We start from the raw sequence: 25,670 nt of genomic DNA on the forward strand, positions 1-25,670 counted from the left end.
ATCAGGCCTCCCCTTTCTCGTCCTTGCCGATGACGAGCTTGTTGTCGCCTTCAAACATGTAGCGCGGGACTTGCAGGTTGTCCGGCGCTGGCTTGTTCTTGTACACGCGGCCGGCCAGGTCGAAGGTCGAGCCGTGGCAGGGGCACAGGAAGCCGCCATGCCAGTCGTCCGGCAGCGAAGGCTGCGGGCCGCTCTGGAAGCGGGAACTCGGGGAGCAGCCGAGGTGCGGGCAGATGCCGACCACGACCAGGATGTCCTTGCGCAGCGAACGCCACTCATTGAGCGCATAGTCGGGCGTTTCGGAGAAATCGGTGCGCTTGGAGTTGGGATCGGCCACCTCGCCATCGGTCTTCTTGAGGGACTCGATCATCTCGGGGGTGCGCTTGAGAATCCAGACCGGCTTGCCGCGCCACTCAACGGTGCGCATTTCACCGGGAGCCAGTGAAGAAATATCCACTTCCACCGGTGCGCCTGCTGCCTTGGCGCGTTCTGAAGGTTGCAGGGTGGAGACGAATGCTCCAGCGGTGGCCAAACCCGCTACACCTCCGGCCGCACAAGTCGCAACAAGCAAACCTCGTCGACTTGCGTCGACCTGATTCTCGTCAGTCATAAAGACCCCAATCTCCAAATGTAAGTTAGCGTGGACCTTCTAAGTGACCCTCATGCAACTTTTCGATTATATATAAGCTGAATAGGGTTTTGTAGCTAACGGCCGGTATGGTACAGGCTTGCGAAAATGAACATTTGACGCAGCGCAACCCCTTGTCAATCTGCTCTCGTTCTCAGTTTTTTTGCAGTGCGGCGTCAGTGCTTGTCCGATTTACTTTTGCTGGCGGGCAGGATATAACGCGTTGTAAGCCCGCCTCATGTTTAAACAGCAACTTTCAAAGGAGAAACCAGGGATGAGCATGCTCAAGGATTTTCGCGCCTTCGCGATCAAGGGAAACGTGGTCGACCTGGCCGTCGGTGTCATCATCGGCGGGGCCTTCGGCAAGATCGTCAGTTCTCTGGTCGAGGATATCATCATGCCGCTCGTCGGCAAGATCTTCGGCGGCCTGGATTTCGCCAACTACTACCTGCCCCTGAACGGCCAAGCCTATGGCCTGCCGCTGGCCGAAGCCAAGAAGGCCGGTGCAGTCTTCGCCTACGGCAACTTCCTGACCATCTTCATCAACTTCCTGATCCTGGCGTTCATCATCTTCCAGATGGTGCGTGCCATCAACAAGGCGCGCGACCTGGCTTCCAAGCATGAAGAAGCCGCACCGGCCGCGCCGGCACCAACGCCGGAAGACGTGCTGTTGCTGCGTGAAATCCGCGATTCGCTCAAGAAGCAAGGCTGACGCCTGCCCTGCCCCAAAAAGCTTCACTTACCTGACACGGTAAGTGAAGCAACATGTATCGCAGCCCCTCTCACACGGGATTGTCGATATCGATGAAGCGATGCTCGATGCCGAAGTGCCTGGCCACATGTTCCCCCAGCGCCTGGATGCCATAGCGCTCGGTGGCGTGATGGCCGGCGGCGAGATAGACGGTGCCGCTCTCGCGCGCCAGATGCACGGTCGGTTCTGAAATCTCGCCGCTGATGTAGGCCGTGGCTCCTGCTTCGATGGCCTCGCCCAGCATGCCCTGCGCTGCACCGGTACACCAGGCGACCTGCCCGATGGCCTGCTGCGGATCGCCGATGAGCAAGGGCATGCGTCCCAGGCGTTTTTCGATCAGCATCGCCAGGTCGGCGGCGGTCTTGACGGAGGGCGCATGGCAACGTCCGATCCAGCCGATGTCGTTCTCGCCGAAGCGGCCAGTGGCGTCAAAGTCGAGTCGTTTGGCCAGTTGCGCGTTGTTGCCCAGCTCCGGATGCGAATCCAGCGGCAAGTGATAGCCGAACAGATTGATGTCATGCCCCAGCAGCAGCTTCAGGCGCCGCTGCTTCTGCCCGATCACGCGCATGTCTTCACCGCGCCAGAAGTAACCGTGATGAACCAGGATGGCATCGGCCTGCCATTCCACTGCCGCCTCGATCAGGGCCAGGCTGGCCGTGACGCCGCTGACCACGCGCCCAATGGTGGCGCGCCCTTCCACCTGCAAGCCGTTTGGGCAATAATCGCGATATTGCGCCGCGTTAAGCGTCTGCCCCAGATAGACTGCGAACTCGTTTCTGCTAATGTGGCGGGTCATCTCTTCCTCATCCGATCAGATTTTCAATCCAAATACCAAAAATTCTTTTATGCGACGTTTATGGCTGTTGTTTGCCCAGACCGTGACAGTGGGTCTGGCGGTGTGGTTCATTGTAGCGACCTTGAAGCCGGACTGGCTGTCCGGATCCTTCACTTCGCGTGCACGCCCTGCCCAGTCCACCATCCAGATGCAGGAAGCCACACCCGCCGCGCCCGCCCTGGACTCCTATCGCCACGCCGCGCGCCAGGCCATGCCCTCGGTGGTCAATATCTTCACCACGACCGAAGCGCGCCCGCAGAAGAGCCCCTTCCAGAACGATCCGTTCTTCCGCAAGTTCTTCGGCGACCAGTTCGACGAACAGCAGCAGGATGACAAGCAATCCAGCCTGGGTTCGGGCGTGATCGTCAGCCCGCAAGGCTACATCCTCACCAACAACCACGTGGTGGAAGCCGCCGACAAGATCGAAGTGGCCCTGGCCGACGGCCGCAAGGCCAGCGCCAAGGTGGTCGGCATCGACCCCGAGACCGACCTCGCCGTCATCAAGATCGACCTGCCCAACCTGCCCGCCATCACCCTTGGCCATCCGGAAAACAGCTCGGTAGGCGACGTCGTGCTGGCCATCGGCAATCCCTTCGGCGTGGGCCAGACGGTGACCATGGGCATTGTCTCAGCACTGGGCCGCAACCACCTGGGCATCAATACCTTCGAGAACTTCATCCAGACCGATGCCGCCATCAATCCCGGCAACTCGGGCGGTGCGCTGGTCGATACCAACGGCAACCTGCTGGGCATCAACACGGCCATCTATTCGCGCACCGGCGGCAACCTGGGGATCGGCTTTGCGATCCCGATGTCCACCGCCAAGACCGTGATGGAAGCCATCATCAGCCATGGCCAGGTGGTGCGCGGCTGGATCGGGGTGGAACCGCAGGACATCACGCCGGAACTGGCCGAAAGCTTCGGCCTGGGCAAGAAGACCGGCGCCATCATCGCCGGCGTGCTCAAGGGCGGTCCGGCTGACCGCGCGGGCATGCGTCCGGGCGACATCCTGGTGAGCATCGACGACAAGCCGGTGGCCGATACCACCGAGATGCTCAACGTCATCGCGCAATTGACGCCGGGCCAGCAGATCGCCATGACGGTGCTGCGCAAGGCGCAGGAAACCAAGCTGAACATCACCGTGGGCAAGCGTCCGCCGCCGCCCAAAAACGATGATGCCGACGAAGAATGAGCCAGGAGAATCTGATCCATGCACGTGCGTGACCTGATCCAGTTCCTCGGGGAACTGTCCGAAAACAACAACCGCGCCTGGTTCGTCATGAACAAGCCGCGCTATGACATCCTGCGCGAGGAATTCCTGGCGCTGACCATCAAGCTCATCGCCGAGATCAGCAAGTTCGATCCGGCCATTGCCGGCTGCAATCCGAAGAAGGCGCTGTTCCGCATCAACCGTGACATGCGCTTCTCCCATGACAAGCGCCCGTACAAGACGCACTTCTCGGCCGCCATCACGGCCAGCGGGCTCAAGAAGCCCAGCCAGGGCGGCGGTCCGGCCTACTACTTCCACATCAATGAAGCGGGACAACTGCTCATTGCCGGTGGTGAATACCTGCCACCGACGCCGCGCCTGCGCGCCATCCGCAACCGCGTGGTGGAGGATGCAGCAGGCTTCACCAAGATGCGCAAGAACAAGAAGCTTGTTGCGACATATGGCGACCTGCAGGAAGAAGGAAAACTGCAGCGCCCGCCCAAGGGCTTCGATCCGGACACCCCAAACATCGAATACGTGAAGCTCAAGAGTTTCATCGTCTGGACCGAAGAGGACATCCGCAAGAAGATTCCGGCCGACCTCGGGAAGCAGGTACTGGAAGGCTTCAAGGATGCCTATCCGCTGGTGCAATGGCTGCGCGAGATTCCGCTGGTGACCATCGAAGAGTGAACGGTTTATCCAGCTCCTTCTCCTGAAGCCAGAAACGACAAAGCCCGCTCATCATCGAGCGGGCTTTGTTTTTGGTGAATTGCCAGGCTTATTCGGTGGGCACGGAACTGCCAGGTTCCGCCTCCGGCGCACGCGTGGCACGCTCGAAGATCGGTGCCACCAGCAGGCCCACCTCGTAGAGCAACACCAGCGGCACGGCCAGCATCAGCTGGCTCATCACGTCCGGCGGCGTGACGACGGCGGCAACGATGAAGGCACCGACGATCACGTAGGGACGGATCTGCTTCAACTTGGCCAGCGGCACCAGGCCCATGCGAACCAGGACGATCACGATCACCGGAACCTCGAAGGTCACGCCGAAAGCCACGAACATGGTCAGCACGAAGTCGACGTAGCTGTCGATGTCCGGTGCCACCGAGACTGACTTGGGCGCGAAATTGTTGATGAACGGGAAGACCACGCCAAAGACGAAGAAGTAGCAGAACGCCACACCCGCCACGAACAGCAGCGAGGACGAGATCACCAGCGGCGCGATCAGGCGCTTCTCGTGCGCATACAGGCCAGGCGCGACGAAAGCCCACAGCTGGTACAGCACCCAAGGCAGCGAGATCAGCACGGCCACCAGCATGGTGACCTTGATGGGGATCAGGAAGGGAGTGATCACGCCGGTGGCGATCATCTTGCTGCCGGCGGGCAGCGCATGGATCATCGGCGCGGCCAGCACGTCGAAGATATGGGCCGCAAACGGCATCAGGCAGAGGAACACTACCAGCACCACCGCAGCCGCCTTGACGATACGGCTGCGCAATTCGATCAGGTGCGAGATGAAGGTGTCTTCGGCTTGGGTGTTTTCTTCAGCCATGGATTCGGAGCATTCTGATGAAGTGAGACGCGCTGCGCCAAATTAGAAGAAACCTGCCGACTTGCCCACCCCGACCGGACGGCGATACTTGGCCACGCGGGCCGAGGCCGAGATCACGCGGGTCTTGTGGCCGCTCTGGTGCTTGTACCAGGACGGCACGCCGGTGGTGCGCGAGAGCTTCTTGCGGCGGAAAGCCTTGGCCTTGATCGCATGCAGGGAGGGGTCGGGCGTGCGGGTCCAGCTGCTGCCGGCACTGCTGCTGTCGGACACGGAGGAATCGTCGCCGCCGTTCCAGGCGTCATTGATCGACGCTTCCGTATCGGACATGCTTTTATGAATGCTGTTGCTGACGTCGCTGGCGGCGTCCTGCACATCCTTGTGCATCTTGCGCAGCTCGTCGAGTTCCATCTCGCGGCTGACTTCGGACTTGACGTCGTTGATGTAGCGCTGGGCGCGGCCGAACAGGGTGCCGGCCATGCGCGCCACCTTGGGCAGGCGCTCGGGGCCGATCACGACCAGCGCGACCACGCCGATCAAGGCCAGCTTGGTAAGGCCGATATCAATCATGAGTCTGTGTGGACATTAAGAGGACAACGCGGGCGCGCCATGCGCTTGAAGACGGGAGTGCCCGCTGCAAATCACGATGCGGGCCCATGCAAGCCCGCCAGGAGGGCTGGCGGGCGGCCTGATCAGCTGCCGGACTTGTCCTTTTCCTTGGCCTGCACGTCGATGGCCGGGTCCTTCTTGGCCGGATCTTCCTCACCACCCTTGACGCCATCCTTGAAGCCCTTGACTGCCTTGCCCAGGTCGGAACCCATGTTGCCGAGCTTCTTGGTGCCGAAGACCAGCATCACGATCACCAGAACAATCAGCCAATGCCAAATACTGAACGAACCCATTCTCTTCTCCTAAGCGGACATCCCTGCCCTGTGTACAAGTGAAACCTGCCAGCCCCCGGGCCGGCGAATGCTTATTGTTGCACGAACCGTACCCGCCAGGGATGCGGGCCGCCAATCACGTGCATGTGCAGATGGTACACCTCCTGGCCACCATCCGGTCCGGTGTTGACCAGGGTCTTGAAACCGCCGGTGGGCTTGCCTTCGGCATCGATGCCATAACCGCAGCCCTGCTCGGCCGCCAAGCGCGGTGCCAGGGCCAGCATCTTGCCCAACAAGGCCGCATGCTGCTCACCGCAATCGGCCAGCGTTGCCACATGCTGGCGCGGCACGATCAGGAAATGCACCGGCGCGGCCGGGTTGATGTCGTGGAAGGCGATCAGGTCCTCGTCCTCGTAGATCTTCTTCGAGGGAATCTGGCCTGCTGCGATCTTGCAGAAAATACAATTATCCAAAGCCGTACTCCTGGGAAACAAGGGGATGGGAAGTGCGCAGGACGCTCAGTCCTTGCGGGCAGCCTTTTCTTCCAGGCCCGAGAGGCCTTCACGGCGCGCCAGTTCGTTGAGCACATCCTGCGGGCTCAGATCGAACTGCGCCAGCAGGACCATGGAATGGAACCACAGGTCGGCGCATTCGTAGAGCACCTTGGACTTGTCGCCCGAGACGCGGGCATCCTTGGCGGCCATCACGGTTTCGGTGGCTTCCTCGCCGATCTTCTTGAGGATGGCGTCATCCCCCTTGGAGAACAGCTTGGCGACGTAGGATTTCTCCGGATTGCCACCGTTGGCCAGCTTGCGCGACTCGATGACTTCGGCCAGTCGCTTCAGGGTTTCACTCATGATGGGGTCTTGTCGCTGTCCACGGGCTTGGGGATGGTCTTGCGCACGCGCTTGGGCTTGGCGGCCGGCTCAGCGGCCACTGCGGTCGCGGGGCCACCGCCGGCACCCGGCTGCAGATCCTTCAGCACCGGCTCCACCGCGACCCATTCGCCGCTGTCAGCGCTGCCTTCGAATTTCTGGAAGAAGCAGGAATGACGGCCGGTATGGCAGGCAATGCCGGCCACCTGCTCGACCTTGAGCAGCACCACGTCTTCGTCGCAGTCCAGGCGGATTTCGTGCACTTTCTGGAAGTGACCTGATTCTTCACCTTTGTGCCAGAGCTTCTTGCGCGAGCGGCTCCAGTAGACCGCCTGGCCGATCTCCACGGTGCGCGCCAGCGCCTCGCGGTTCATCCAGGCGAACATCAGCACATCATTGGATCCGACTTCCTGGGCGATCACCGGCACCAGGCCGACTTCGTCCCATTTGACCTTGTTGAGCCATTTGGCGCTGATGCTCATGCCAGCCTCATGGAAATGTTCTGGTCGGCCATGAAGCGCTTGGCTTCCTGCACGGTGTGCTGGCCATAGTGGAAGATGCTGGCGGCCAGCACCGCATCGGCCTTGCCCTTGGTGATGCCGTCGGCCAGGTCCTGCAGGCCGCCCACGCCGCCCGAAGCAATCACGGGGATGCTGACGGCTTCGGAGACCGAACGCGTCAGGTCGAGGTCGAAACCGCTCTTGGTACCATCGCGGTCCATGCTGGTCAGCAGGATCTCGCCCGCGCCCAGCTGCGCCATCTTGCGCGCCCATTCGACCGCATCCAGGCCGGTGGCCTTGCGTCCGCCGTGAGTGTAGACCTCCCACTTGCCGTCGCCGGCGCGCTTGGCGTCGATGGCCACCACGATACATTGGGAGCCGTACTTGTTGGCGGCATCGGCCACCAGCTGCGGATTGGTCACGGCCGAGGTGTTGATGCCGACCTTGTCGGCCCCGGCGTTGAGCAGGCGGCGCACATCTTCCACCGCGCGCACGCCGCCACCCACCGTCAGCGGGATGAAGACCTGCGAAGCCACGGCTTCGATGATGTCCAGGATCAGGTCGCGGCCATCGGAGGACGCGGTGATGTCGAGGAAGGTCAGCTCATCGGCACCCTGCTCGTCGTAACGGCGCGCGATCTCGACCGGATCGCCGGCATCGCGCAGCTCCAGGAAATTGACGCCCTTGACCACGCGACCAGCGGTCACGTCCAGGCAAGGGATGATGCGTTTTGCAAGGGCCATGTTATTTGCTGCCGGAGAGGCGGTTGGCTTCCAGTTCGCGCGTCAGTTCATCCGCACGATCCTGGCCGCTGCGCAGGTCCAGCGTGCCTTCGTAGATGGAACGGCCGCAGATGACGGCTTCGATGCCTTCATCCTCGACGCGGCACAGCGCCTCGACGTCGCCCACGTGGTGCACGCCGCCCGAGGCGATGATGGGAATGGTCACGGCCTGCGCCAGGCGCACCGTGGCCTCGATGTTGACGCCGCCCATCATGCCGTCGCGGCCGATGTCGGTGTAGACGATGGCTTCGCAGCCATAGCCTTCGAATTTCTGCGCCAGATCCACCACTTCGTGGCCGGACAGCTTGCTCCAGCCATCGGTGGCGACCTTGCCATCCTTGGCATCCAGGCCCACGATGATCTGGCCGGGGAAGGCGCTGCAGGCGTCATGCAGGAAGCCGGGATTCTTCACCGCGGCGGTGCCGATGATGATGTAGGAGAGGCCATCGTCCAGGTAGCGTTCGATGGTGTCCAGATCGCGGATGCCGCCACCGAGTTGCACCGGGATTTCCTCGACGTCGTTCTCTTCGGCGAAGCTGGCGACCGCCTTGAGGATGGCCTTGACCGCCGCCTCGTTCTTGGGCTTGCCGGCGAAGGCACCGTTGAGGTCCACGAGGTGCAGGCGGCGCGCGCCCTGCTTGAGCCAGTGCAGGGCCATTTCCGCCGGATCTTCGGAGAAAACGGTGGCTTGTTCCATATCACCTTGTTTGAGGCGTACGCAATGACCGTCTTTCAGGTCGATGGCGGGTATGAGCAGCATGGCTAGGGGATGACTAGTCAGTAAAAAAGAAGGGTTGGCGACGGTCTGCGGCGAGGTTCTTGCCGGAAAGGCAAAAAATCAAGGTTTCCAGTGTACGAAATTCCGATACAGCTGCAAACCCGCCGAGGCACTTTTTTCCGGGTGGAACTGGGTTGCAAAGATATTATCGCGGGCCACGGCACAGGCGAAGTCACGGCCATACGGCGTTTGGCCAACGATGTGCGACGATTCGGCCGGTACGGCGTAGTAGCTGTGGACAAAATAGAAGAAGGCATTATCCGCAATTCCTTCCCACAGCGGATGGGCGCTGGTCTGATGCACATGGTTCCAGCCCATCTGCGGCACCTTGAACAGCGATCCATCATCCTGGCGCACGCCTTCGAGCTCGAAGCGCAGGACCTTGCCGGGCAGCAGGCCCAGGCCGGGGGTGTCGCCTTCTTCACTCCAGTCGAACAGCATCTGCTCGCCCACGCATACGCCGAACAGCGGCTTGGTGCGGGAAGCTTCAAGGACCGCATCTTGCACGCCCGATTCACGCAGGCTGCGCATGCAATCGGGCATGGCGCCCTGGCCGGGCAGGACCACACGGTCGGCGGCGCGGATATCGGCGACTTCGCCGGAGATGCGCACGTCGGCTTCAGGCGCGACATGGCGCAGCGCCTGCGCCACCGAGCGCAGGTTGCCCATGCCGTAATCGACTACAACAATTTTATTCATGGCGACATTGAACGGCGCTCGCGCGCCGGGAAACCCAGATGAGTTAGCGATACCCTGCGTTTTACAGGCTGCCCTTGGTGGACGGAATCGTACCCGCAGCGCGCGGATCAAGTTCCACGGCCATGCGCAGCGCGCGGCCGAAGGCCTTGAACACGGTTTCGGCCTGGTGGTGGGCATTCACGCCACGCAGGTTGTCCACGTGCAGTGTCACCTGCGCATGATTGACGAAACCGTGGAAGAACTCGCTGGTCAGGTCCACATCGAAGGAACCGATCATCGAGCGGGTAAAGGGAATGTGGTATTCCAGGCCGGGACGCCCGGAGAAATCGATCACCACGCGCGACAGGGCTTCATCCAGCGGCACGTAGGCATGGCCGTAGCGACGGATACCCTTCTTGTCGCCGATGGCCTTGGCAAACGCCATGCCCAGGGTGATGCCCACGTCTTCCACCGTATGGTGCGCGTCGATGTGCAGGTCGCCCTTGGCCTGGATGTCCAGGTCGATCAGGCCGTGGCGGGCGATCTGGTCCAGCATGTGATCCAGGAAGGGCACGCCGGTATCCAGCTTCTGCTGGCCGGTGCCATCCAGGTTGATCGCAACGCGGATCTGCGTCTCGTTGGTATTGCGGACGACTTCGGCGGTTCTCGGTGTAGACATGGTCGGGGTTGGACGGGGTTCTATCGTTGGTAATGCGTGATGCCTGCTTGCCTGCGGTGGACCTTCAAACCTTCACTGCTCGCGCAGTGCATCTTTCAGGGCCGTCAGGAAGATGGCGTTTTCTTCATCCGTACTGACGGTAATGCGCAAACAGTTTTGCAGCAATACGTGCATTCTACCGGCATTTTTGACAAGTACCCTGCGCGCCAGCAAGGCGGCACAGACTTTATCGGCCTCCGGGACGCGGATCAGGATGAAATTGGCCGCCGAAGGGAACACCTCCACCCCCTCCAGCGCCGCCAGTTCGGTCGCCAGCACGCTGCGCGCCTCACGCAGCTGCGCCGCCTGCGCCTCCAGCACCTGCAAGTGTTCCAGCACGAACAGCGCGGCCGCTTCGGTGAGCATGTTGACGTTGTAGGGCGGACGCACCTTGTCCAATTCGCGCAACAGCGCCGGGGCCGCCGACAGGTAGCCCAGGCGGATGCCCGCCAGCCCCAGCTTGGAGACGGTGCGCATCACCACCAGGTTGTTGTGCTGCGGCAATGCCGGCATCAGCGTCGATGCAGCGAAAGGCTGGTAAGCCTCGTCCACCACCACCAGGCCATAGGGTGCGGCGGCTTCGATGATGCGCAGCACGTCGGCCATCGGATAGAGCGTGCCGGTCGGATTGTTGGGATAACCCAGCCAGGTGACGACGGGCTTGTGTTGCTCAATGGCTGCCAGCATCGCGGGCAGGTCCAGCGTCAGGTCCGCGCGCAGTGGCACGCCCACATAATCCAGCCCGGCCATTTTTGCCGAGACGCCATACATGACGAACCCCGGTTCCGGTGCCAGGATGGTCCGCCCCGGAATGGCACAGGCTACTGAAAGCATGGTGATGAGCTCATCCGAACCATTGCCCAGCAGGACGTCATAGCCCGCAGGCACGCCCAGTTTCGCGCAGATGGCGGCTTTGAGGCGGGTATAGGACGGCACCGGATAACGGTTGAGCTCCAGCGCTGCCAGCCGCTGCGCCAGTTCTTCACGCAAGGCCGGCGGCAGCAGGTAGGGATTTTCCATCGCATCGAGCTTGACCATCCCTTCGGACGACGGCACGTGATAGGACTGCCAGCCGCGCACCAGCGGGCGGATCACGTTGGCTACCAGGTCGCCCACGGTCTCAGGCTTGGAGGGATTCATCATCTTGGCTCGCAGGCGCCGGCGCATCGAGAGCGTCGAGACGCTGGCGGATCAGTTCGCAATAATCGGGATTGAGTTCAAAGCCGGTGAAGTGGCGACCGCAACGGCGCGCAGCCACGGCGGTAGTGCCGCTGCCCATGAAGGGATCGAGCACCACGCCGCCCGGCGGGCAAGACGCCTTGACCATGCGCTCCACCACTTCCAGCGGTTTCTGGGTGGGATGGTCGGCGCGCTCTTTATGTTCACGATGCAGGCGCGACACACTCCATACATCCTTGGGGTTGTAGCCCATTTCCAGCCACTTGGCCCCGACGAAGATGGAGCGTGAACGCGCCTTCTTGGTCTGGGCATCGTAGGGAATGCGGATGGCGTCGAGATCAAAGAAATAATCCTTGGCCCGCGCGAAGAAACCGATGGTGTCATGCACCGAGGAATAGCGCCGGGTGCTGCCGCCCATGGAGGGCACGCGGCGATCCCAGATGATCTCGTTGATCATGGTCATGCGCTGCTTGAGCATCACGAAGATTTCCGGCGAATTGCGCCAGGTCAGGAAGATGTAGAGACTGCCATTGGGCTTCAACTTGGGCAGCGCGGCATCGATCCACTGCTCGGTCCACGACAGATAAGCGGCCGTATCGAGCTTGTCGGAATCGTTGCCGTAATCCTTGCCCAGCCCATAGGGCGGATCGGCGATCATCAGGTCGACGCTGCCATCGGGAATGCGCGCCAGGCCAGCGGTGGCCGAGAGCGCATCCTCGCAGAATACGCGGTCCAGCCAGCCAGCACCTGCGAGGGAGTCGGTGGCGGAGGTCATCCTGTCACTTCCTGAGCCGCAGTTCGGCCGAGCGGGCGTGCGCCTGCAAGCCTTCACCGTAAGCCAGTTCGGCAGCGATCTTGCCCAGCGTCTGCGCGCCCTCTTCCGAGACGCGAATGATGCTCGAACGCTTCTGGAAGTCATACACGCCCAACGGTGAAGAGAAGCGAGCGGTACGCGACGTCGGCAGCACGTGGTTGGGACCGGCGCAGTAGTCGCCCAGAGATTCGGAGGAGAAGCGTCCCAGGAACATGGCACCGGCGTGACGGATCTGGTCCGCCCACTGCTGCGGCTCCTGGGCGGAAATCTCCAGGTGTTCGGCGGCGATCATGTTGGCGATCTCGCAGGCTTCTTCCATGTCGCGCACCTTGACCAGGGCGCCACGGTCGGTCAGCGAAGTGCGGATCACGTCCTTGCGCGGCATGTCTTCCAGCAGGCGGTTGATCGAGGCTTCCACCTTGGCGATGTAGTCCGCATCCGGGCACAGCAGAATGGATTGCGCCAGCTCGTCGTGCTCGGCTTGCGAGAACAGGTCCATGGCGATCCAGTCGGGATCGGTCGCGCCATCGCAGATCACCAGGATTTCCGAAGGACCGGCGATCATGTCGATGCCCACCACGCCGAACACACGGCGCTTGGCGGCGGCCACATAGGCATTGCCGGGACCGACGATCTTGTCCACCTGCGGGATGGTGGCGGTGCCATAGGCCAGCGCACCCACGGCTTGCGCGCCACCGATGGTGAAGACGCGATCGACACCGGCGATGGCGGCTGCGGCCAGCACCAGTTCATTCTTCACGCCGTCCGGGGTCGGCACGACCATGATGACTTCCTGCACGCCGGCCACCTTGGCCGGAATCGCATTCATCAATACCGACGAAGGATAGGCGGCCTTGCCGCCCGGCACGTAGATGCCCACGCGATCCAGCGGCGTGACCTTCTGGCCCAGCTCGGTGCCATCGGCTTCGCGATACAGGAAACCATCCGATCCGCATTCCTTCTTCTGGCGCTCGTGATAAGCGCGCACGCGGTCGGCGGCGGTCTGCAGCGCATGGCGGCGCGCCTCGGGCAGGCCGGCCAGTGCGGCTTGCAGCGCATCCTTGCCGATTTCCAGGCCGGCCACGGAAGCGGCCTGCAGGCGGTCGAAGCGCTGGGTGTATTCCAGCACGGCCACATCGCCGCGCGCCTTCACATCGGCCAGGATGGTCGCTGCAGCGCGGTCGATGGCCTCGTCTTCGCTGGCTTCGAAGGCCAGCACGGCCGACAGCTTGTCACGGAAGCCGGCTTCGGCGGAATCGAGTTTTCGGATGGCAATGCTCATGGTCTCACCTGCTCTGCGAAGATATCTGGGGTCGGGGATTTACTTGGCCTTGGACGCCTTCTCGAAGGCATCGAGAATCGGCTGCAGGCGCTCGCGCTTCAACTTCAGCGCGGCCTGGTTCACCACCAGGCGCGAGGAGATGTCGATGATGTGCTCGACTTCCACCAGCTTGTTGGCGCGCAGCGTGCCACCGGTGCTGACCAGGTCGACGATGGCATCCGACAGGCCCACCAGCGGGCCCAGTTCCATCGAGCCATACAGCTTGATCAGGTCCACGTGCACGCCCTTGGCAGCGAAGTGCTCGCGCGCGGTATTGACGTACTTGGTCACCACGCGCAGGCGCGCGCCCTGGCGCACCGCGCTGGCGTAGTCGAAACCTTCCTGCACCGCCACCGACAGGCGGCATTTGGCGATGTTCAGGTCGATGGGCTGGTACAGGCCTTCACCGCCGTGTTCCATCAGCACGTCCTTGCCGGCCACGCCGAAATCGGCCGCACCGTATTGCACGTAGGTCGGCACGTCCGAGGCGCGCACGATGATGACGCGCACGTCGGGGTCATTGGTCGGCAGGATCAGCTTGCGCGAGGATTCGGGATCCTCGGCCACGGTGATGCCCGCGGCCTTGAGCAGCGGCAGGGTCTCTTCGAAGATACGGCCCTTGGACAGCGCCAGCGTCAGTTGTTGGGTCATGATGGTGTGCGTTTTCTGGGGTCCGTCAATTTACTTGATGCGTTCGATATCGGCACCGATGGCCGACAGCTTGGCTTCCATGCGGTCATAGCCGCGGTCGAGGTGGTAGATGCGTTCCACCACGGTCTCCCCTTGCGCGGCCAGCCCGGCGATGACCAGCGAGGCCGACGCGCGCAGGTCGGTCGCCATCACCGGCGCACCGAGGAATTTTTCCACGCCGGTGACGATGGCGGTATTGCCTTCCACATCGATGGCCGCACCCAGGCGATTCAATTCCTGCACGTGCATGAAACGGTTCTCGAAGATGGTCTCGGTGACGTGGCTGGTGCCTTCGGCCAGGCAGTTCAAGGCCATGAACTGCGCCTGCATGTCGGTCGGGAAACCCGGATATTCGGTGGTGCGGAAGCTCACCGCCTTGGGACGGCGCGCCATCTGGATGCGGATCCAGTCTTCACCCGAAGTGAGGATGGCACCGGCATCGCGCAGCTTGTCCAGTGCGGCATCCAGCAAACCGGCGCGGGTGCGGTGCAGGGTCACGTCGCCACCGGTGGCGGCGACAGCGCACAGGAAGGTGCCGGTCTCGATGCGGTCCGCGATGACTTCATGCTCGGCACCGTGCAGCTTCTCCACACCCTGGATCACCAGGCGGTCGGTACCGATGCCCTCGATCTTGGCGCCCATCTTCACCAGCAGGTGGGCCAGGTCGCCCACTTCCGGCTCGCGTGCGGCATTTTCCAGCACGGTCTCGCCATCGGCCAGGGCCGCGGCCATCAGGAGGTTCTCGGTGCCCGTCACGGTGATCATGTCGGTGACGATGCGCGCGCCCTTGAGGCGCTTGGCCTTGGCATGGATGTATCCGGCCTCGATATGAATTTCCGCGCCCATCGCCTGCAGTCCCTTGATGTGCTGGTCCACCGGACGTGAACCAATGGCACAACCGCCGGGCAGCGACACCTTGGCCTGGCCGAAGCGCGCCAGCAAGGGCCCCAGCACCAGGATCGAGGCGCGCATGGTCTTGACCAGTTCATACGGCGCTTCCGGGCGGGTGATGTCGTTGCCGTTCAAGACCAGTTGCTCGCCGTTCTCGCGCACGCGCAGGCCCATCTGGCTCATCAGCCTGGTAATGGTGACCACGTCCTGCAGGTGCGGCACATTGGAGAGCACAAGGTCGCCATCGGTGAGCAGGCCCGCGCACAGGATGGGCAGGGCGGCGTTCTTGGCACCGGAAATGGTGACGTCACCGGAGAGGCGCTTGCCGCCACGGATCAAAAGCTTGTCCATCGTGTTGCCTTATTTCTGGAATTCTTCGGGAGTCAGGGTCTTCATCGACAGCGCGTGGATCTCTTCACGCATGCGGTCGCCCAGGGCGGCATAGACCAGCTGATGGCGCTGGATCAGGCGCTTGCCGATGAAAGCCTCGGCGACGATGACGGCGGTGAAGTGCTGGCCATCGCCCTCCACTTCCAGGTGCTGGCAGTCGAGGCCGGCGGCGATGTAGCTTTTGACGAGTTCAGGTGTGGGTAGCATGGTGAGGCTCTTCACGGGAATGGGGGAGATGGCGGGGCGCAGGGTGTTCAATGCGAACCCGCGCGCAGCTTGTAGCCGCTTTTGAGCATGCGTACGGCCAGGGTCGACAGCGCCACGAAGAACACGGCGACGATACCGAGGCTGGTCATGGGGGGAATGTCGGACTGGCCGAAGAAGCCGTAGCGAAAACCGTCGATCATATAAAAAAACGGGTTGAAATGCGATACCGCCTGCCAGAACGGGGGCAGCGAGTGTATCGAATAGAACACGCCGGCCAGGAAGGTCAGCGGCACGATCAGGAAATTCTGGAACGCCGCCAACTGGTCGAACTTCTCCGCCCAGATCCCTGCAATCAGGCCCATGGTGCCCAGGATGCCCGCACCCAGCAGGGCGAACACCAGGATCCACAGGGGGGCGACGAAGTCTAGGTGACCGAACCAGACGGTGACCACGAACACGCCCGCACCCACCATCAGGCCACGCACCACGGCCGCGAGCACGTAGCCGCCGAACAGCTCCCAGTGCGACAGCGGGGTCAGCAGCACGAACACCAGGTTACCGGTGATCTTGGACTGGATCAGCGAGGAAGAGCTGTTGGCAAAAGCATTCTGCAGCACGCTCATCATCACCAGGCCCGGCACCAGGAAGCCGGTGTAGTTCACGCCCGGATAGACCTGCACGCGGTCCTGCAGGACGTGGCCGAAGATCAGCAGGTACAGCAGGGCCGTGACGATGGGCGCAGTGATGGTCTGGGTGGCGACCTTCCAGAAACGCAGGATTTCCTTGTAGAACAGGGTGCGGAAACCGATCATTTTTCATCTCCCATGATCTGGATGAAGACGTCTTCCAGGTCGGCCTGCTGCAATTGCAGATCATCGATCTCCGCGCCCGAGGCGCGCAGCGTGGCCAGAATGGGTTCGACTTCCTTGTAGTCATTCACGCGCAGCGTGTACTTGTTGGCGGCATTGCCGGCCAGCAGCTCCTCTGGATGGGTGACCAGAGCCTTGAGGCCATCGGGCAGGCTGCCGCGCTTCAGTCGCAGCACCATCTGCGAACCGGAGATGCGGCGGATCAGCGCATCGGTCGAATCCAGCGCCACCACCTTGCCGAACTTGAGCATGGCGATGCGATTGCACAAGGCCTGGGCTTCTTCCAGGTAGTGCGTGGTCAGCACGATGGTATGCCCCTCGCGGTTGAGGCGGCCGATGAACTGCCAAAGGGTCTGGCGCAGTTCCACGTCCACCCCGGCGGTCGGCTCATCGAGCACGATGACCGGCGGCTTGTGCACCAGCGCCTGGGCCACCAGCACGCGCCGCTTCATGCCGCCGGAGAGTGCGCGCATGTTGGTATCGGCCTTGTTGGTGAGGTCGAGGTTGTCCATGACCTCGTCGATCCACTTGTCGTTGTTGGTCAGGCCAAAATAGCCGGATTGCATGCGCAATGTCTCGCGCACGGTGAAGAAGGGATCGAAGACCAGTTCCTGCGGTACCACGCCCAGGTTCATGCGCGCGCCGCGATAGTCGCTGACCACGTCATGCCCGTGGATGGTGACCGAGCCGGAATCGGCCCGGTTCAGGCCGGCGATGATGGAAATCAACGTGGTCTTGCCGGCGCCGTTGGGGCCCAGCAGACCAAAGAATTCACCTTCTTCGATTGCCAGCGACACACCACCCAGCGCCTGCAGGGACTGGTAGCGCTTCTTGATGTCTGTGATTTGGAGAGCGGCCATTGCCTCGCCCGTTCAATACGTTACTTGCCAGAAAGAAATAAGGAGCCAGGAGTTCCACCGTGGAATCCGCTGTCCGCCTCGCCTCGGCCGCGCCATCCTCCCGACGGGGAAGCGTATGACGCAGTCATGTTGTCGTTGCGCTATGAAATAGCCAGAATGTTTTGCCGATGCCGACGGGCGGGAGAATGCCTGGCGGAAACGTGATCCGCTGCCAACGCCGCGAGCGCGCCTGCAAAACCTTCGATTATAGGGGAATTCGATATTCCGGGCCGCCGTAGCACGGGCTTCCCGGCACCCGGGAGCCCGGGCCGCGAGGGAAAATGCGATCAGTGATGTCGATCGGTAGCGGAGGTCGGTGCGGCTGCACCTTGCAACAGGGCGGTCACGCCGTAGAGATCGGCCAGGCTCTGCAGGTTGGCCGGCAAGGGACCGAAATCCAGCGCGGCGCCACGGCCGGCAGCGGCACGCCGCCAAGCCAGCAGAGTCGCCACGGCCGAGGAATCGACCACGGCTACCTCGCTGACGTCAATGCTGGCCTGGCCGGCGGCGATGGCCGACAGGCCTTCGCGCAGGACGGTGCTGGCATTGGTGAAGGTCAGCGAGGCGCCGGGCTTGAACATGGTGCGTTCTTTCGGTTCAGGAGATTGGTCGATGAACGGAAACAGCTTACTTCTTGCCGTTGCCGCGGGCGGCCAGCTGCTGGTTCTTGTCGGTCAGCGCCTTGATCAGGCCGTCGATGCCGCCCTTGCTGATCTCGTTGGAGAAGGTGCCGCGGTAGGCTTCCACCAGCCAGGCGCCCAGCACGTTGACGTCATACAGCTTCCAGCCGTCGGGCTTCTTTTCCAGGCGATAGCTCAGCTGGATCGGCTCGCCGCCGCGCGAGGAGATTACCTGCGAGTTCACTTCCACTTCGGTATCGGTCGGGGCGGCGCGCAGCGGCTTGAATTCGATCTTCTGGTCACGCACCTGCGACAGCGCGCCGGAGTAGGTGAACACCAGCAGACTGCGGAACTGGGTGATCAGCTGCTTCTGCTGCTCCGGGGTAGCCTGGCGCCAGTAGCGGCCGGCGGCCAGCTGGGTCATGCGCTCGAAGTCGACGTAGGGGAGGATCTTCTGTTCCACCAGCTGCATGATGCGGGTGTTGTCGCCGGACTGGATATCCTTGTCATTCTTGGCAGTATCCAGCACTTCCGAGCTGATGCGCTTGACCAGCGCATCCGGGGCTTCCTGGGCGGACGCTGCGCCGGAGAAGGACAACGCGGGAACCGCGAAGGCAGCGATAGCGAAAAGTTTGGTAAGCATCTTCATAAGTCGGTTTTCCATTCGAGTCAGCAGAAGGTGCCGGGGCTGCCCGGGCTGCATCGCAATGAGTCGCGATGCGTGCGCCGACGGCAGCCGGCATGTCCTTCGAAGCCCGCCCGGGAGCGGGGTTCCCGTGCCGTCACAGTTCGGCACGGATGTTACAGATTGCCCTCGGAGGGCAAAGAAACTGGGCAGACAGCGCAGATTGGGCAATTGGCCCGCATTTCAAGACAAGACTGCGGCACCGCAAGCGAGACCGCGGCCTCCCCGCCGGTCAGCGGGGCAAGGCCGGCGGCCATCAGGGCTTGATCGTTTCTTCCTTCTGCTCGCGGCCGCTGAAGCCACCATTGATCTGGCTCTGACGGCGTTGCAGGTAGGCGTCGCGCACGAAGTCGTACTTGTCCAGCGCGGCATCTTCCAGCAGGGTCGAGGCATCCAGCAACTGGGCGCGGCGGTCGACGATGCGGACCACGGCACCGACGTTGCGCCAGCGGGTCGGACGCTTGTAGGTCCACAGGTCGCCGTACAGGTCCACCGGCATGCCGGCGGTGTCACGCAGCGTGGACGGGCCGAAGAACGGCAGCACCACGTACGGGCCGGAGCCGACGCCCCACTTGCCCAGGGTCTGGCCGAAATCGGACTTCTCGCGCGGCAGGCGGGCTTCGGTCGCCACGTCCAGCACGCCACCCAGACCGAAGGTGGTGTTGATGGCCACACGCATGAAGGTCGAGACGCCCTGCTCGATCCGGCCCTGCAGCAGCTGGTTGATGGACGACCAGACATCGCCGATGTTGCCGAAGAAGTTGCCCACGCCATGCTGGATCGGGGTCGGAACCACGGTGTCGTAGGCTTGCGCGGCCGGCTTCAGTGCCACCTTGTCGACCGTGTCGTTGAAGCTGAACATGGTGCGGTTGAAGCCTTCCAGCGGATCGTTCGGATTGTTGCTGGTGCTGGCGCAGCCGGTCAGGGCTGCCGCCGCCAGGGTCAGGGCGCCGAGACGGCCTGCGTAGACGGTGCTGATGGCTTTTTTATTCATTTGATTCATTTGGAATCATCCTTTCCCTCTGCCGCCTTGCTGTACAGGAATTGACCGATGAGGTTTTCCAGAACGATGGCGGATTGTGTCATCTTAATCGTATCGCCCGAGGCCAGGTTAGCAGTATCGCCGCCTGGCTCGATGCCGATGTATTGTTCACCCAACAGACCCGAGGTCAGGATCTTGGCCGAGCTGTCCTTGGGGAATTTGTAGCTTTCGTTCATGTTCAGCGTGACCACGGCGCGGAAGGTCTGGTCATCGAAGCGGATCGAATCCACCCGGCCCACGACCACACCGGCGCTCTTGACCGCCGCACGCGACTTCAGGCCGCCGATGTTGTCAAAATTGGCCTTGAGGGCATAGGTCTTCTGGCCGAAGGACATCGAGCTCATGTTGCCGACCTTGAGCGCCAGGAACGCCAGCGCGGCCACACCGGCCAGCACGAAGATTCCTACCCAGGCATCCAGAGATTTACGTTGCATATTGAACCCTTTTTCTACCCTTTTATTCACATCATTGCGCCCCGACCGGGCGCTTGTCCAAGCACTGCGGCACTCAGCTGAACATCAGTGCAGTCAGCAGGAAATCCAGGCCCAGCACGGTCAGCGAGGCGATCACCACGGTCCGGGTGGTGGCCCGGGCCACGCCTTCGGGGGTCGGCTGCGCTTCATAGCCCTGGAACAGCGCCACGAAGGTGACGGCGATACCGAAGACGATGCTCTTCAACACGCCATTGGCGATGTCATTCCACACATCCACGCCGCCCTGCATCTGCGACCAGAAGGCGCCTTCATCCACGCCGATCAGCAGCACGCCGACCACATAGCCGCCCAGCACGCCGACGGCGCTGAAGATGGCCGCCAGCACCGGCATGGCGATCACGCCAGCCCAGAAGCGCGGGGCCACCACGCGTTGCAGCGGGTTCACGGCCATCATTTCCATGGCAGAAAGTTGCTCGCCGGCCTTCATCAGTCCGATCTCGGCGGTCAGCGAGGTCCCGGCGCGGCCGGCAAACAGCAGGGCCGTCACCACCGGCCCCAGTTCACGGGTCAGCGACAAGGCTACCAACAGACCGAGCGCCTGTTCCGAACCATACTTGTTGAGCGTGTAATAGCCCTGCAGCCCCAGCACGAAGCCCACGAACAGGCCCGACACGGTGATGATCACCAGCGAGTAGTTGCCGATGAAGTGGATCTGGTCGGTGATCAGGCGCGGGCGGCGCAGCAGGCCCAGGGAGGCGCCCAGCATATTGATGAACATGCGTCCGGCGAAGCCGACCCCGACCACGAATTCGCGCACGCTGCGGCCGAGGCCGCTGACGAAACCGGCGATCATGCTGCACCTCCCAGGCCCAGGTCCTCGGCCAGCGATTTGCCGGGATAGTGGAAGGGCACCGGGCCATCCGCCTGGGCGTGGACAAATTGCTTCACATAGGGATCGGTGGATTCACGCATTTCTTGCGGTGTCCCCTGCGCCACGATCTTGCCGGCCGACAGGAAATACACATAGTCGGCAATGGCGAAGGATTCATTGACGTCGTGCGATACCAGGATCGAGGTCGAGCCCAGGGCATCGTTGAGCCGGCGAATCAGATTGGCGGTCACGCCCATGGAAATCGGATCGAGCCCGGCGAAGGGTTCGTCATACATGATCAGCGCCGGATCAAGCGCGATGGCCCTTGCCAGCGCCACCCGGCGCGCCATGCCGCCGGAGATCTCGGCGGGTTTGAGCGAGGCGGCATTGCGCAGTCCCACGGCGTTGAGCTTCATGAGCACCAGGTCGCGGATGAGCGTTTCATCCAGATCGGTATGCTCGCGCAGCGGGAAGGCCACGTTGTCGAACACCGTCATGTCGGTAAAGAGCGCGCCGTTCTGGAACAGCATGCCCATTTTGCGACGCAACACGTAGAGTTGTTTGGTCGCCAGCGACGGCACGTTCTCGCCATCGACTTCCACCCTGCCCTCCTGCGGCTGCAGCTGCCCGCCGATCAGGCGCAGGATGGTGGTCTTGCCGGATCCGGAGCCGCCCATCACCGCCACCACCTTGCCACGCGGGAAGTCCATCTGCAGACCGGTCAGGATAGGCCGGTCGCCATAACGGAAGTGCAGATCGCGGATTTCGACGATATTAGTCAAAGCAGGCAAAGGGATTCGTTGAGGATTTGGGAAAACCGACATTGTAGAGCAAATTTTACAAATCGCTTTCAAGAAGGCAATACAGCCTGTAAATGGCGGGAGCCGAAAAGCCCCGTTCTTTACAAGTTGCCTGCATGTTCACCACAAATAACTACAATTTCCGCCAACCAACTAGATGACGATTGAGTCATTTAAATATTGCATCGGCAAAAAATTTCTCATTGCGTGGTGCGCCTGCAACGAAATGGTGCAATGCAGACAATTTTCCGAGACGCGAATCAAGGCTCGCATGTTACCAGTGATGGGGAGATACCACAGCGCGGGGGTGCGGAAGGATGCTGCATCGCAAAGCTGGGGCTTGGGGCGTGCGGCTTGCTACAATGTCGGTTTTGCTTTCGGAAGAATCTGTCATGAGCCTCAAATGCGGCATCGTGGGTCTGCCCAACGTCGGTAAGTCCACTCTTTTCAACGCGCTGACCAAGGCGGGCATCGCCGCCGAGAACTATCCGTTCTGCACCATCGAGCCCAACGTCGGCATCGTGGAAGTGCCCGATCCGCGTCTGAAGGCGCTGGCCGAGATCGTCAAGCCCGAGCGCATCCTGCCGGCGACGGTGGAATTCGTGGACATCGCCGGCCTGGTGGCGGGTGCCTCCAAGGGTGAAGGTTTGGGCAACCAGTTCCTGTCGCACATTCGCGAAACCGACGCCATCGTCAACGTGGTGCGTTGTTTCGAAGATCCGAACGTGATCCACGTGGCCGGCCGCGTGAGCCCGCTGGACGACATCGCCGTGATCCAGACCGAACTGGCGCTGGCCGACATGGGCACGGTCGAGAAGGCCATCCACCGCGAGCAGAAGAAGGCCCGTTCCGGCGACAAGGATGCCGCCAAGCTGGTGGCCCTGCTGGAGCGCATCATGCCGGCGCTGGACGAAGCCAAGCCGGTGCGCGCGCTGGGCCTGGATGCCGAAGAGATGCTGCTGATCAAGCCGCTGTGCCTGATCACGGCCAAGCCGGCGATGTACGTGGCCAACGTCTCCGACAGCGGTTTCACCGACAACCCGCTGCTGGATCAGCTGACTGCCTACGCGCAGGAACAGAACGCGCCCATCGTGGCCATCTGCGCGGCCATCGAAGCCGAGATCGCCGACCTGGACGACGCCGACAAGGCCGACTTCCTGGCCGACATGGGCATGGAAGAACCGGGCCTGGATCGCCTGATCCGCGCGGCCTTCAAGCTGCTGGGCCTGCAGACCTACTTCACCGCTGGCGTCAAGGAAGTGCGCGCCTGGACGGTGCCGGTGGGTGCGACCGGCCCGCAGGCGGCCGGCGTGATCCACACCGACTTCGAACGCGGCTTCATTCGTGCGCAGACCATTGCCTTTGAGGACTTCATTGCCTTCAAGGGTGAGGCCGGTGCCAAGGAAGCGGGCAAGATGCGCGCGGAAGGCAAGGAGTATGTGGTCAAGGATGGGGATGTGATGAATTTCTTGTTCAACGTGTGACGCCTTCCCGATCGACGCGAGTCGACCTCAATAAAAACCCCGAATTGATTCGGGGTTTTTTATTAACAGCCGCCTTGCGGCTTGATTCAATGTCGTACCAACATGTAGTACTTCCACTTGAAACGCCTCCGGCTCGCGATCAGGATTCCAGCCACTGATCGGCAAGTGCGTCCGGATGCTCGCCTTGCCGGCCCTTATCTCCTCCCACTACTCAACTGCGGCGTCAAAAACGACTGCCTGAAATACTCCCGCACCGCCTCCATGGCTGGCGTGAACGCCACCCCCTTGCGCCAGGCCAGCCCCACATTCATGGCCGGCACGTGATCCATCAGCAGCACCGTCTCGATCCGCAATCCCTCCAGCGACCAGGGCCGATACACCAGGTCCGACAGAATCGCCACCCCCGAACCATTGGCCACCATGCTGCGCACCGCCTCGATGGAACTGGTGCGCATGATGATGTTGGGCTTGCGTCCGCTTTGATTCCAGTAGCGCAGCGCGGTCTTGTCGGCCTCGTCCACCGTCAGCAGGATGAAGGGCTCATTGGCCACTTCGGACAAATTCACCACCGTGCGCTCGCCCAGCGCGTGCCGCGCCGGCAGCCACAGGCGGCGCACTGATCCGAACAAGGTCTCATAAGCAATCTCGCGGTGACGCAGATTGGATGTCAGCACCACCGCCATGTCGATCTCGCCCTCCACCAGGCTCTGCTCGATCTCCGCGCGCTCCTTCTCATGCACGTGGATCTTGATGCCCGGATAGGACTGCGACAGCCGCTGCAGGTGGTGCGGCAAAAAATACCCCAGCACCGTGTAACTGGCCGCCACCCGCAAACTGCCGCTGGCCGTGTTGTCCGGCAAGGGACTCTTCATCGCATCGTCCACGCTGCGCAGGATCGAATACGCATGGTTGAGGAAATGCCGCCCGCTGTCGGTGAGGATCATCCCCTGCGGAGAACGGATGAACAGCGGTGCCCCCAGCAAAGCCTCCAGTTCCTGGATGGCACTGGTGACCGAGGATTGCGAAATGTGCAGATGGATCGCCGCCTGCGAAATCTGCCCCACTTCCGCTGTGGCCACGAAATAACGGATCTGCCGGAGGGTGATGGCCATGTTTGACGCCCTTCATAAGCTATCGGATTTTTCGATATCAAGCCCTCTGATAATACATCTGTCCAATACCGTTGACGATTTCTATACTCGGTTTCATGTGCTGATTCCGACAGCACCGGAGACCACCAGATGAAGACAATCGACCTGAATTCGGACATGGGCGAAGGCTTCGGCCCCTGGACCATCGGCGATGGCGTCGATGCGGCCATCATGCCCCTGATCAGTTCAGCCAACATCGCCACCGGCTTTCACGCAGGCGATCCCAACACCATGCGGCGTACGGTGGAACAGGCCCGGCAACACGGCGTTGCCATCGGCGCACATCCCGGCTTTCGCGACCTGGTCGGCTTCGGCCGCCGCCATCTGAATGCGCCGGCCATCGAACTGGTCAACGACATGCTCTACCAGCTCGGTGCCCTGCGTGAGTTCGCCCGCCTCAACGGCATGACCCTGCAGCACATCAAGCCGCACGGCGCGCTCTACATGCACCTGGCCCGCGATGAAGAAGCCGCCCGCGTCTTCGTGCAGACGCTGCGCCAGCTGGACCCGAACTTGCTTCTCTTCTGCATGCACGGCTCGGCAGTCTGGCGCGTGGCGCAGGAACTGCAGCAGGCGGTGGTCTGCGAGTTCTATGCCGACCGCGATTACGACAACAGCGGCTCCATCGTCTTCACCCGCCGCGTCGGTGCGCTCGATCCGGCCCAGGTCGCGGCCAAGGTGCTGCGGGCGTGTCGCGAAGGCGTGGTGCGTACGGTAGAAGGACGCGACATCCCCATCGCCTTCGACTCCGTCTGCATCCACAGCGATACCCCCGGTGCACTGGCGCTGGTGCAGGCCACGCGCAAGAGCCTGGACGCGGCCGACATCGCCATTGCCGCGCCGCGCTGATCCCCCCATTCGTTACGAAGGAGAAAAGTCATGGCAGTCCACGAAGTGCACTCCCCTTTGCCCGGCACCTTCTATCGCCGGTCCAGCCCCGATGCCCCACCCTATGCAGAGGCAGGCGACGTCATCGAAGCCGGCCGCGTGATCGGCCTGATCGAAGTGATGAAACAATTTACGGAATTGCAGGCCGAGCAAGGCGGCAAGCTGCTGGCCTTCCACGTCGGCAACGGCGACCCGGTCGAACCCGGCCAACTGGTCGCCGTGATCGAGACCGCAGACTGAGGCCGGCATC

The 25,670-nt window shown here is 62.2% G+C and carries 34 protein-coding genes; 7 read left to right on the top strand and 27 right to left on the bottom strand.

Annotated elements, in window-relative coordinates; genetic code table 11:
* Position 1: 1 nt before the first annotated feature.
* Entirely contained in the window at positions 2 to 610 is a 609-nt protein-coding gene (petA, locus tag MKD49_RS12470; RefSeq protein ID WP_034330802.1) for a ubiquinol-cytochrome c reductase iron-sulfur subunit, read from the bottom strand.
* A gap of 292 nt (positions 611 to 902) precedes the next feature.
* On the opposite strand from petA, the gene mscL reads away from it, so the two are divergent.
* On the top strand, positions 903 to 1,340 hold the full coding sequence (mscL, locus tag MKD49_RS12475) for a large conductance mechanosensitive channel protein MscL (protein ID WP_039783869.1): 438 nt from the start codon (positions 903 to 905) through the stop codon (positions 1,338 to 1,340).
* Positions 1,341 to 1,410: 70 nt separating this feature from the next.
* Here the strand turns inward: mscL and MKD49_RS12480 are convergent, their stop codons facing one another.
* Positions 1,411 to 2,175, bottom strand: a complete 765-nt coding sequence (locus MKD49_RS12480; protein WP_121040407.1) for a Nif3-like dinuclear metal center hexameric protein — start codon at positions 2,173 to 2,175, stop codon at positions 1,411 to 1,413.
* A gap of 49 nt (positions 2,176 to 2,224) precedes the next feature.
* Between MKD49_RS12480 and MKD49_RS12485 the strand changes: the two genes are divergently transcribed.
* Together MKD49_RS12485 and MKD49_RS12490 are read left to right on the top strand one after the other, a co-directional pair.
* Entirely contained in the window at positions 2,225 to 3,406 is a 1,182-nt protein-coding gene (locus MKD49_RS12485) for a Do family serine endopeptidase (RefSeq protein WP_034330798.1), read from the top strand.
* Positions 3,407 to 3,424: 18 nt separating this feature from the next.
* Complete coding sequence (locus MKD49_RS12490) at positions 3,425 to 4,114, top strand: DUF2461 domain-containing protein (RefSeq protein ID WP_121040409.1); 690 nt, start codon at positions 3,425 to 3,427, stop codon at positions 4,112 to 4,114.
* Between the two features lie 88 nt (positions 4,115 to 4,202).
* Here MKD49_RS12490 and tatC read toward each other — a convergent pair whose 3' ends face one another.
* The 24 genes from tatC to MKD49_RS12610 form a co-directional block, all read right to left on the bottom strand.
* Positions 4,203 to 4,976 (bottom strand): twin-arginine translocase subunit TatC, encoded by a 774-nt coding sequence (gene tatC / locus MKD49_RS12495; RefSeq protein ID WP_121040411.1) that lies wholly within the window; start codon positions 4,974 to 4,976, stop codon positions 4,203 to 4,205.
* Between the two features lie 42 nt (positions 4,977 to 5,018).
* Positions 5,019 to 5,543 carry a Sec-independent protein translocase protein TatB gene (gene tatB, locus MKD49_RS12500; RefSeq protein WP_134136891.1) on the bottom strand — a complete coding sequence of 175 codons (525 nt, stop codon included), beginning with the start codon at positions 5,541 to 5,543 and terminating at the stop codon, positions 5,019 to 5,021.
* Positions 5,544 to 5,665: 122 nt separating this feature from the next.
* Positions 5,666 to 5,875: a Sec-independent protein translocase subunit TatA gene (gene tatA / locus MKD49_RS12505; RefSeq protein ID WP_039783860.1), complete on the bottom strand. Its 210-nt coding sequence runs from the start codon at positions 5,873 to 5,875 to the stop codon at positions 5,666 to 5,668.
* A gap of 71 nt (positions 5,876 to 5,946) precedes the next feature.
* Positions 5,947 to 6,327: a histidine triad nucleotide-binding protein gene (locus MKD49_RS12510; protein WP_121040415.1), complete on the bottom strand. Its 381-nt coding sequence runs from the start codon at positions 6,325 to 6,327 to the stop codon at positions 5,947 to 5,949.
* 45 nt (positions 6,328 to 6,372) lie between these two features.
* Positions 6,373 to 6,711 (bottom strand): phosphoribosyl-ATP diphosphatase, encoded by a 339-nt coding sequence (locus MKD49_RS12515; RefSeq protein WP_069374928.1) that lies wholly within the window; start codon positions 6,709 to 6,711, stop codon positions 6,373 to 6,375.
* Positions 6,708 to 7,211, bottom strand: a complete 504-nt coding sequence (gene hisI, locus MKD49_RS12520; RefSeq protein ID WP_252696458.1) for a phosphoribosyl-AMP cyclohydrolase — start codon at positions 7,209 to 7,211, stop codon at positions 6,708 to 6,710. The genes MKD49_RS12515 and hisI overlap by 4 nt, the downstream gene beginning before the upstream one ends.
* Positions 7,208 to 7,972, bottom strand: coding sequence for an imidazole glycerol phosphate synthase subunit HisF (gene hisF / locus MKD49_RS12525; protein WP_034330780.1), 765 nt, complete (start codon positions 7,970 to 7,972; stop codon positions 7,208 to 7,210). Before hisF ends, hisI begins: the two co-directional genes overlap by 4 nt.
* 1 nt (position 7,973) lies before the next feature.
* A complete protein-coding gene (hisA, locus tag MKD49_RS12530) occupies positions 7,974 to 8,771 on the bottom strand; it encodes a 1-(5-phosphoribosyl)-5-[(5-phosphoribosylamino)methylideneamino]imidazole-4-carboxamide isomerase (protein ID WP_039783854.1) in 798 nt (265 codons plus the stop codon).
* Positions 8,772 to 8,849: 78 nt separating this feature from the next.
* Positions 8,850 to 9,488: an imidazole glycerol phosphate synthase subunit HisH gene (gene hisH, locus MKD49_RS12535; protein ID WP_134136894.1), complete on the bottom strand. Its 639-nt coding sequence runs from the start codon at positions 9,486 to 9,488 to the stop codon at positions 8,850 to 8,852.
* A 61-nt stretch (positions 9,489 to 9,549) separates the two neighbouring features.
* Complete coding sequence (hisB, locus tag MKD49_RS12540; RefSeq protein ID WP_121040419.1) at positions 9,550 to 10,146, bottom strand: imidazoleglycerol-phosphate dehydratase HisB; 597 nt, start codon at positions 10,144 to 10,146, stop codon at positions 9,550 to 9,552.
* A gap of 72 nt (positions 10,147 to 10,218) precedes the next feature.
* Positions 10,219 to 11,325 carry a histidinol-phosphate transaminase gene (gene hisC, locus MKD49_RS12545; RefSeq protein WP_252696756.1) on the bottom strand — a complete coding sequence of 369 codons (1,107 nt, stop codon included), beginning with the start codon at positions 11,323 to 11,325 and terminating at the stop codon, positions 10,219 to 10,221.
* Entirely contained in the window at positions 11,306 to 12,139 is an 834-nt protein-coding gene (locus MKD49_RS12550) for a site-specific DNA-methyltransferase (protein ID WP_204727033.1), read from the bottom strand. Before MKD49_RS12550 ends, hisC begins: the two co-directional genes overlap by 20 nt.
* 4 nt (positions 12,140 to 12,143) lie before the next feature.
* Complete coding sequence (hisD, locus tag MKD49_RS12555; protein ID WP_034330743.1) at positions 12,144 to 13,460, bottom strand: histidinol dehydrogenase; 1,317 nt, start codon at positions 13,458 to 13,460, stop codon at positions 12,144 to 12,146.
* A 39-nt stretch (positions 13,461 to 13,499) separates the two neighbouring features.
* Complete coding sequence (gene hisG / locus MKD49_RS12560) at positions 13,500 to 14,150, bottom strand: ATP phosphoribosyltransferase (protein WP_134223469.1); 651 nt, start codon at positions 14,148 to 14,150, stop codon at positions 13,500 to 13,502.
* A 30-nt stretch (positions 14,151 to 14,180) separates the two neighbouring features.
* Entirely contained in the window at positions 14,181 to 15,431 is a 1,251-nt protein-coding gene (gene murA, locus MKD49_RS12565; protein ID WP_134136897.1) for a UDP-N-acetylglucosamine 1-carboxyvinyltransferase, read from the bottom strand.
* Positions 15,432 to 15,440: 9 nt separating this feature from the next.
* On the bottom strand, positions 15,441 to 15,677 hold the full coding sequence (locus MKD49_RS12570; RefSeq protein WP_252696459.1) for a BolA family protein: 237 nt from the start codon (positions 15,675 to 15,677) through the stop codon (positions 15,441 to 15,443).
* A 47-nt stretch (positions 15,678 to 15,724) separates the two neighbouring features.
* Complete coding sequence (locus MKD49_RS12575) at positions 15,725 to 16,489, bottom strand: ABC transporter permease (RefSeq protein ID WP_034330737.1); 765 nt, start codon at positions 16,487 to 16,489, stop codon at positions 15,725 to 15,727.
* A complete protein-coding gene (locus tag MKD49_RS12580; protein WP_039783846.1) occupies positions 16,486 to 17,406 on the bottom strand; it encodes an ABC transporter ATP-binding protein in 921 nt (306 codons plus the stop codon). The genes MKD49_RS12575 and MKD49_RS12580 overlap by 4 nt, the downstream gene beginning before the upstream one ends.
* A gap of 326 nt (positions 17,407 to 17,732) precedes the next feature.
* Complete coding sequence (locus MKD49_RS12585) at positions 17,733 to 18,026, bottom strand: lipid asymmetry maintenance protein MlaB (protein WP_034330732.1); 294 nt, start codon at positions 18,024 to 18,026, stop codon at positions 17,733 to 17,735.
* Positions 18,027 to 18,072: 46 nt separating this feature from the next.
* The gene (locus tag MKD49_RS12590; RefSeq protein WP_209532728.1) at positions 18,073 to 18,714 is read right to left on the bottom strand and encodes a phospholipid-binding protein MlaC; all 642 of its coding nucleotides are present in this window, start codon (positions 18,712 to 18,714) and stop codon (positions 18,073 to 18,075) included.
* 292 nt (positions 18,715 to 19,006) lie between these two features.
* Complete coding sequence (locus MKD49_RS12595) at positions 19,007 to 19,744, bottom strand: VacJ family lipoprotein (protein ID WP_034330729.1); 738 nt, start codon at positions 19,742 to 19,744, stop codon at positions 19,007 to 19,009.
* Positions 19,745 to 19,749: 5 nt separating this feature from the next.
* Positions 19,750 to 20,226, bottom strand: a complete 477-nt coding sequence (gene mlaD / locus MKD49_RS12600; protein WP_034330727.1) for an outer membrane lipid asymmetry maintenance protein MlaD — start codon at positions 20,224 to 20,226, stop codon at positions 19,750 to 19,752.
* A 73-nt stretch (positions 20,227 to 20,299) separates the two neighbouring features.
* Complete coding sequence (mlaE, locus tag MKD49_RS12605; RefSeq protein WP_121040431.1) at positions 20,300 to 21,079, bottom strand: lipid asymmetry maintenance ABC transporter permease subunit MlaE; 780 nt, start codon at positions 21,077 to 21,079, stop codon at positions 20,300 to 20,302.
* A complete protein-coding gene (locus MKD49_RS12610) occupies positions 21,076 to 21,879 on the bottom strand; it encodes an ABC transporter ATP-binding protein (protein ID WP_198516418.1) in 804 nt (267 codons plus the stop codon). The genes mlaE and MKD49_RS12610 overlap by 4 nt, the downstream gene beginning before the upstream one ends.
* Before the next feature lie 221 nt (positions 21,880 to 22,100).
* Here MKD49_RS12610 and MKD49_RS26580 point away from each other — a divergent pair, with 221 nt between their 5' ends.
* Together MKD49_RS26580 and ychF are read left to right on the top strand one after the other, a co-directional pair.
* A complete protein-coding gene (locus MKD49_RS26580; RefSeq protein ID WP_371925476.1) occupies positions 22,101 to 22,181 on the top strand; it encodes a hypothetical protein in 81 nt (26 codons plus the stop codon).
* 108 nt (positions 22,182 to 22,289) lie between these two features.
* Positions 22,290 to 23,381 carry a redox-regulated ATPase YchF gene (gene ychF / locus MKD49_RS12615; protein WP_034330723.1) on the top strand — a complete coding sequence of 364 codons (1,092 nt, stop codon included), beginning with the start codon at positions 22,290 to 22,292 and terminating at the stop codon, positions 23,379 to 23,381.
* 194 nt (positions 23,382 to 23,575) lie between these two features.
* Here the strand turns inward: ychF and MKD49_RS12620 are convergent, their stop codons facing one another.
* On the bottom strand, positions 23,576 to 24,493 hold the full coding sequence (locus MKD49_RS12620; RefSeq protein ID WP_034330719.1) for a LysR family transcriptional regulator: 918 nt from the start codon (positions 24,491 to 24,493) through the stop codon (positions 23,576 to 23,578).
* A 129-nt stretch (positions 24,494 to 24,622) separates the two neighbouring features.
* On the opposite strand from MKD49_RS12620, the gene MKD49_RS12625 reads away from it, so the two are divergent.
* Positions 24,623 to 25,381 carry a 5-oxoprolinase subunit PxpA gene (locus MKD49_RS12625; protein ID WP_039786339.1) on the top strand — a complete coding sequence of 253 codons (759 nt, stop codon included), beginning with the start codon at positions 24,623 to 24,625 and terminating at the stop codon, positions 25,379 to 25,381.
* Positions 25,382 to 25,411: 30 nt separating this feature from the next.
* Entirely contained in the window at positions 25,412 to 25,660 is a 249-nt protein-coding gene (locus tag MKD49_RS12630; protein WP_039786338.1) for an acetyl-CoA carboxylase, read from the top strand.
* Positions 25,661 to 25,670: the final 10 nt, after the last annotated feature.

Origin of the sequence: Herbaspirillum sp. WGmk3, from assembly GCF_023952535.1 — a bacterium.
Taxonomy (GTDB): domain Bacteria; phylum Pseudomonadota; class Gammaproteobacteria; order Burkholderiales; family Burkholderiaceae_D; genus Herbaspirillum; species Herbaspirillum huttiense.

Bases quoted from the DNA above. Each gene is read 5' to 3' on its own strand.
- petA (WP_034330802.1), bottom strand. From the start codon at position 610: ATGACTGACGAGAATCAGGTCGACGCAAGTCGACGAGGTTTGCTTGTT.
- mscL (WP_039783869.1), top strand. From the start codon at position 903: ATGAGCATGCTCAAGGATTTTCGCGCCTTCGCGATCAAGGGAAACGTG.
- MKD49_RS12480 (WP_121040407.1), bottom strand. From the start codon at position 2,175: ATGACCCGCCACATTAGCAGAAACGAGTTCGCAGTCTATCTGGGGCAG.
- MKD49_RS12485 (WP_034330798.1), top strand. From the start codon at position 2,225: ATGCGACGTTTATGGCTGTTGTTTGCCCAGACCGTGACAGTGGGTCTG.
- MKD49_RS12490 (WP_121040409.1), top strand. From the start codon at position 3,425: ATGCACGTGCGTGACCTGATCCAGTTCCTCGGGGAACTGTCCGAAAAC.
- tatC (WP_121040411.1), bottom strand. From the start codon at position 4,976: ATGGCTGAAGAAAACACCCAAGCCGAAGACACCTTCATCTCGCACCTG.
- tatB (WP_134136891.1), bottom strand. From the start codon at position 5,543: ATGATTGATATCGGCCTTACCAAGCTGGCCTTGATCGGCGTGGTCGCG.
- tatA (WP_039783860.1), bottom strand. From the start codon at position 5,875: ATGGGTTCGTTCAGTATTTGGCATTGGCTGATTGTTCTGGTGATCGTG.
- MKD49_RS12515 (WP_069374928.1), bottom strand. From the start codon at position 6,711: ATGAGTGAAACCCTGAAGCGACTGGCCGAAGTCATCGAGTCGCGCAAG.
- hisI (WP_252696458.1), bottom strand. From the start codon at position 7,211: ATGAGCATCAGCGCCAAATGGCTCAACAAGGTCAAATGGGACGAAGTC.
- hisF (WP_034330780.1), bottom strand. From the start codon at position 7,972: ATGGCCCTTGCAAAACGCATCATCCCTTGCCTGGACGTGACCGCTGGT.
- hisA (WP_039783854.1), bottom strand. From the start codon at position 8,771: ATGCTGCTCATACCCGCCATCGACCTGAAAGACGGTCATTGCGTACGC.
- hisH (WP_134136894.1), bottom strand. From the start codon at position 9,488: ATGAATAAAATTGTTGTAGTCGATTACGGCATGGGCAACCTGCGCTCG.
- hisB (WP_121040419.1), bottom strand. From the start codon at position 10,146: ATGTCTACACCGAGAACCGCCGAAGTCGTCCGCAATACCAACGAGACG.
- hisC (WP_252696756.1), bottom strand. From the start codon at position 11,325: ATGAATCCCTCCAAGCCTGAGACCGTGGGCGACCTGGTAGCCAACGTG.
- MKD49_RS12550 (WP_204727033.1), bottom strand. From the start codon at position 12,139: ATGACCTCCGCCACCGACTCCCTCGCAGGTGCTGGCTGGCTGGACCGC.
- hisD (WP_034330743.1), bottom strand. From the start codon at position 13,460: ATGAGCATTGCCATCCGAAAACTCGATTCCGCCGAAGCCGGCTTCCGT.
- hisG (WP_134223469.1), bottom strand. From the start codon at position 14,150: ATGACCCAACAACTGACGCTGGCGCTGTCCAAGGGCCGTATCTTCGAA.
- murA (WP_134136897.1), bottom strand. From the start codon at position 15,431: ATGGACAAGCTTTTGATCCGTGGCGGCAAGCGCCTCTCCGGTGACGTC.
- MKD49_RS12570 (WP_252696459.1), bottom strand. From the start codon at position 15,677: ATGCTACCCACACCTGAACTCGTCAAAAGCTACATCGCCGCCGGCCTC.
- MKD49_RS12575 (WP_034330737.1), bottom strand. From the start codon at position 16,489: ATGATCGGTTTCCGCACCCTGTTCTACAAGGAAATCCTGCGTTTCTGG.
- MKD49_RS12580 (WP_039783846.1), bottom strand. From the start codon at position 17,406: ATGGCCGCTCTCCAAATCACAGACATCAAGAAGCGCTACCAGTCCCTG.
- MKD49_RS12585 (WP_034330732.1), bottom strand. From the start codon at position 18,026: ATGTTCAAGCCCGGCGCCTCGCTGACCTTCACCAATGCCAGCACCGTC.
- MKD49_RS12590 (WP_209532728.1), bottom strand. From the start codon at position 18,714: ATGAAGATGCTTACCAAACTTTTCGCTATCGCTGCCTTCGCGGTTCCC.
- MKD49_RS12595 (WP_034330729.1), bottom strand. From the start codon at position 19,744: ATGAATAAAAAAGCCATCAGCACCGTCTACGCAGGCCGTCTCGGCGCC.
- mlaD (WP_034330727.1), bottom strand. From the start codon at position 20,226: ATGCAACGTAAATCTCTGGATGCCTGGGTAGGAATCTTCGTGCTGGCC.
- mlaE (WP_121040431.1), bottom strand. From the start codon at position 21,079: ATGATCGCCGGTTTCGTCAGCGGCCTCGGCCGCAGCGTGCGCGAATTC.
- ychF (WP_034330723.1), top strand. From the start codon at position 22,290: ATGAGCCTCAAATGCGGCATCGTGGGTCTGCCCAACGTCGGTAAGTCC.
- MKD49_RS12620 (WP_034330719.1), bottom strand. From the start codon at position 24,493: ATGGCCATCACCCTCCGGCAGATCCGTTATTTCGTGGCCACAGCGGAA.
- MKD49_RS12625 (WP_039786339.1), top strand. From the start codon at position 24,623: ATGAAGACAATCGACCTGAATTCGGACATGGGCGAAGGCTTCGGCCCC.
- MKD49_RS12630 (WP_039786338.1), top strand. From the start codon at position 25,412: ATGGCAGTCCACGAAGTGCACTCCCCTTTGCCCGGCACCTTCTATCGC.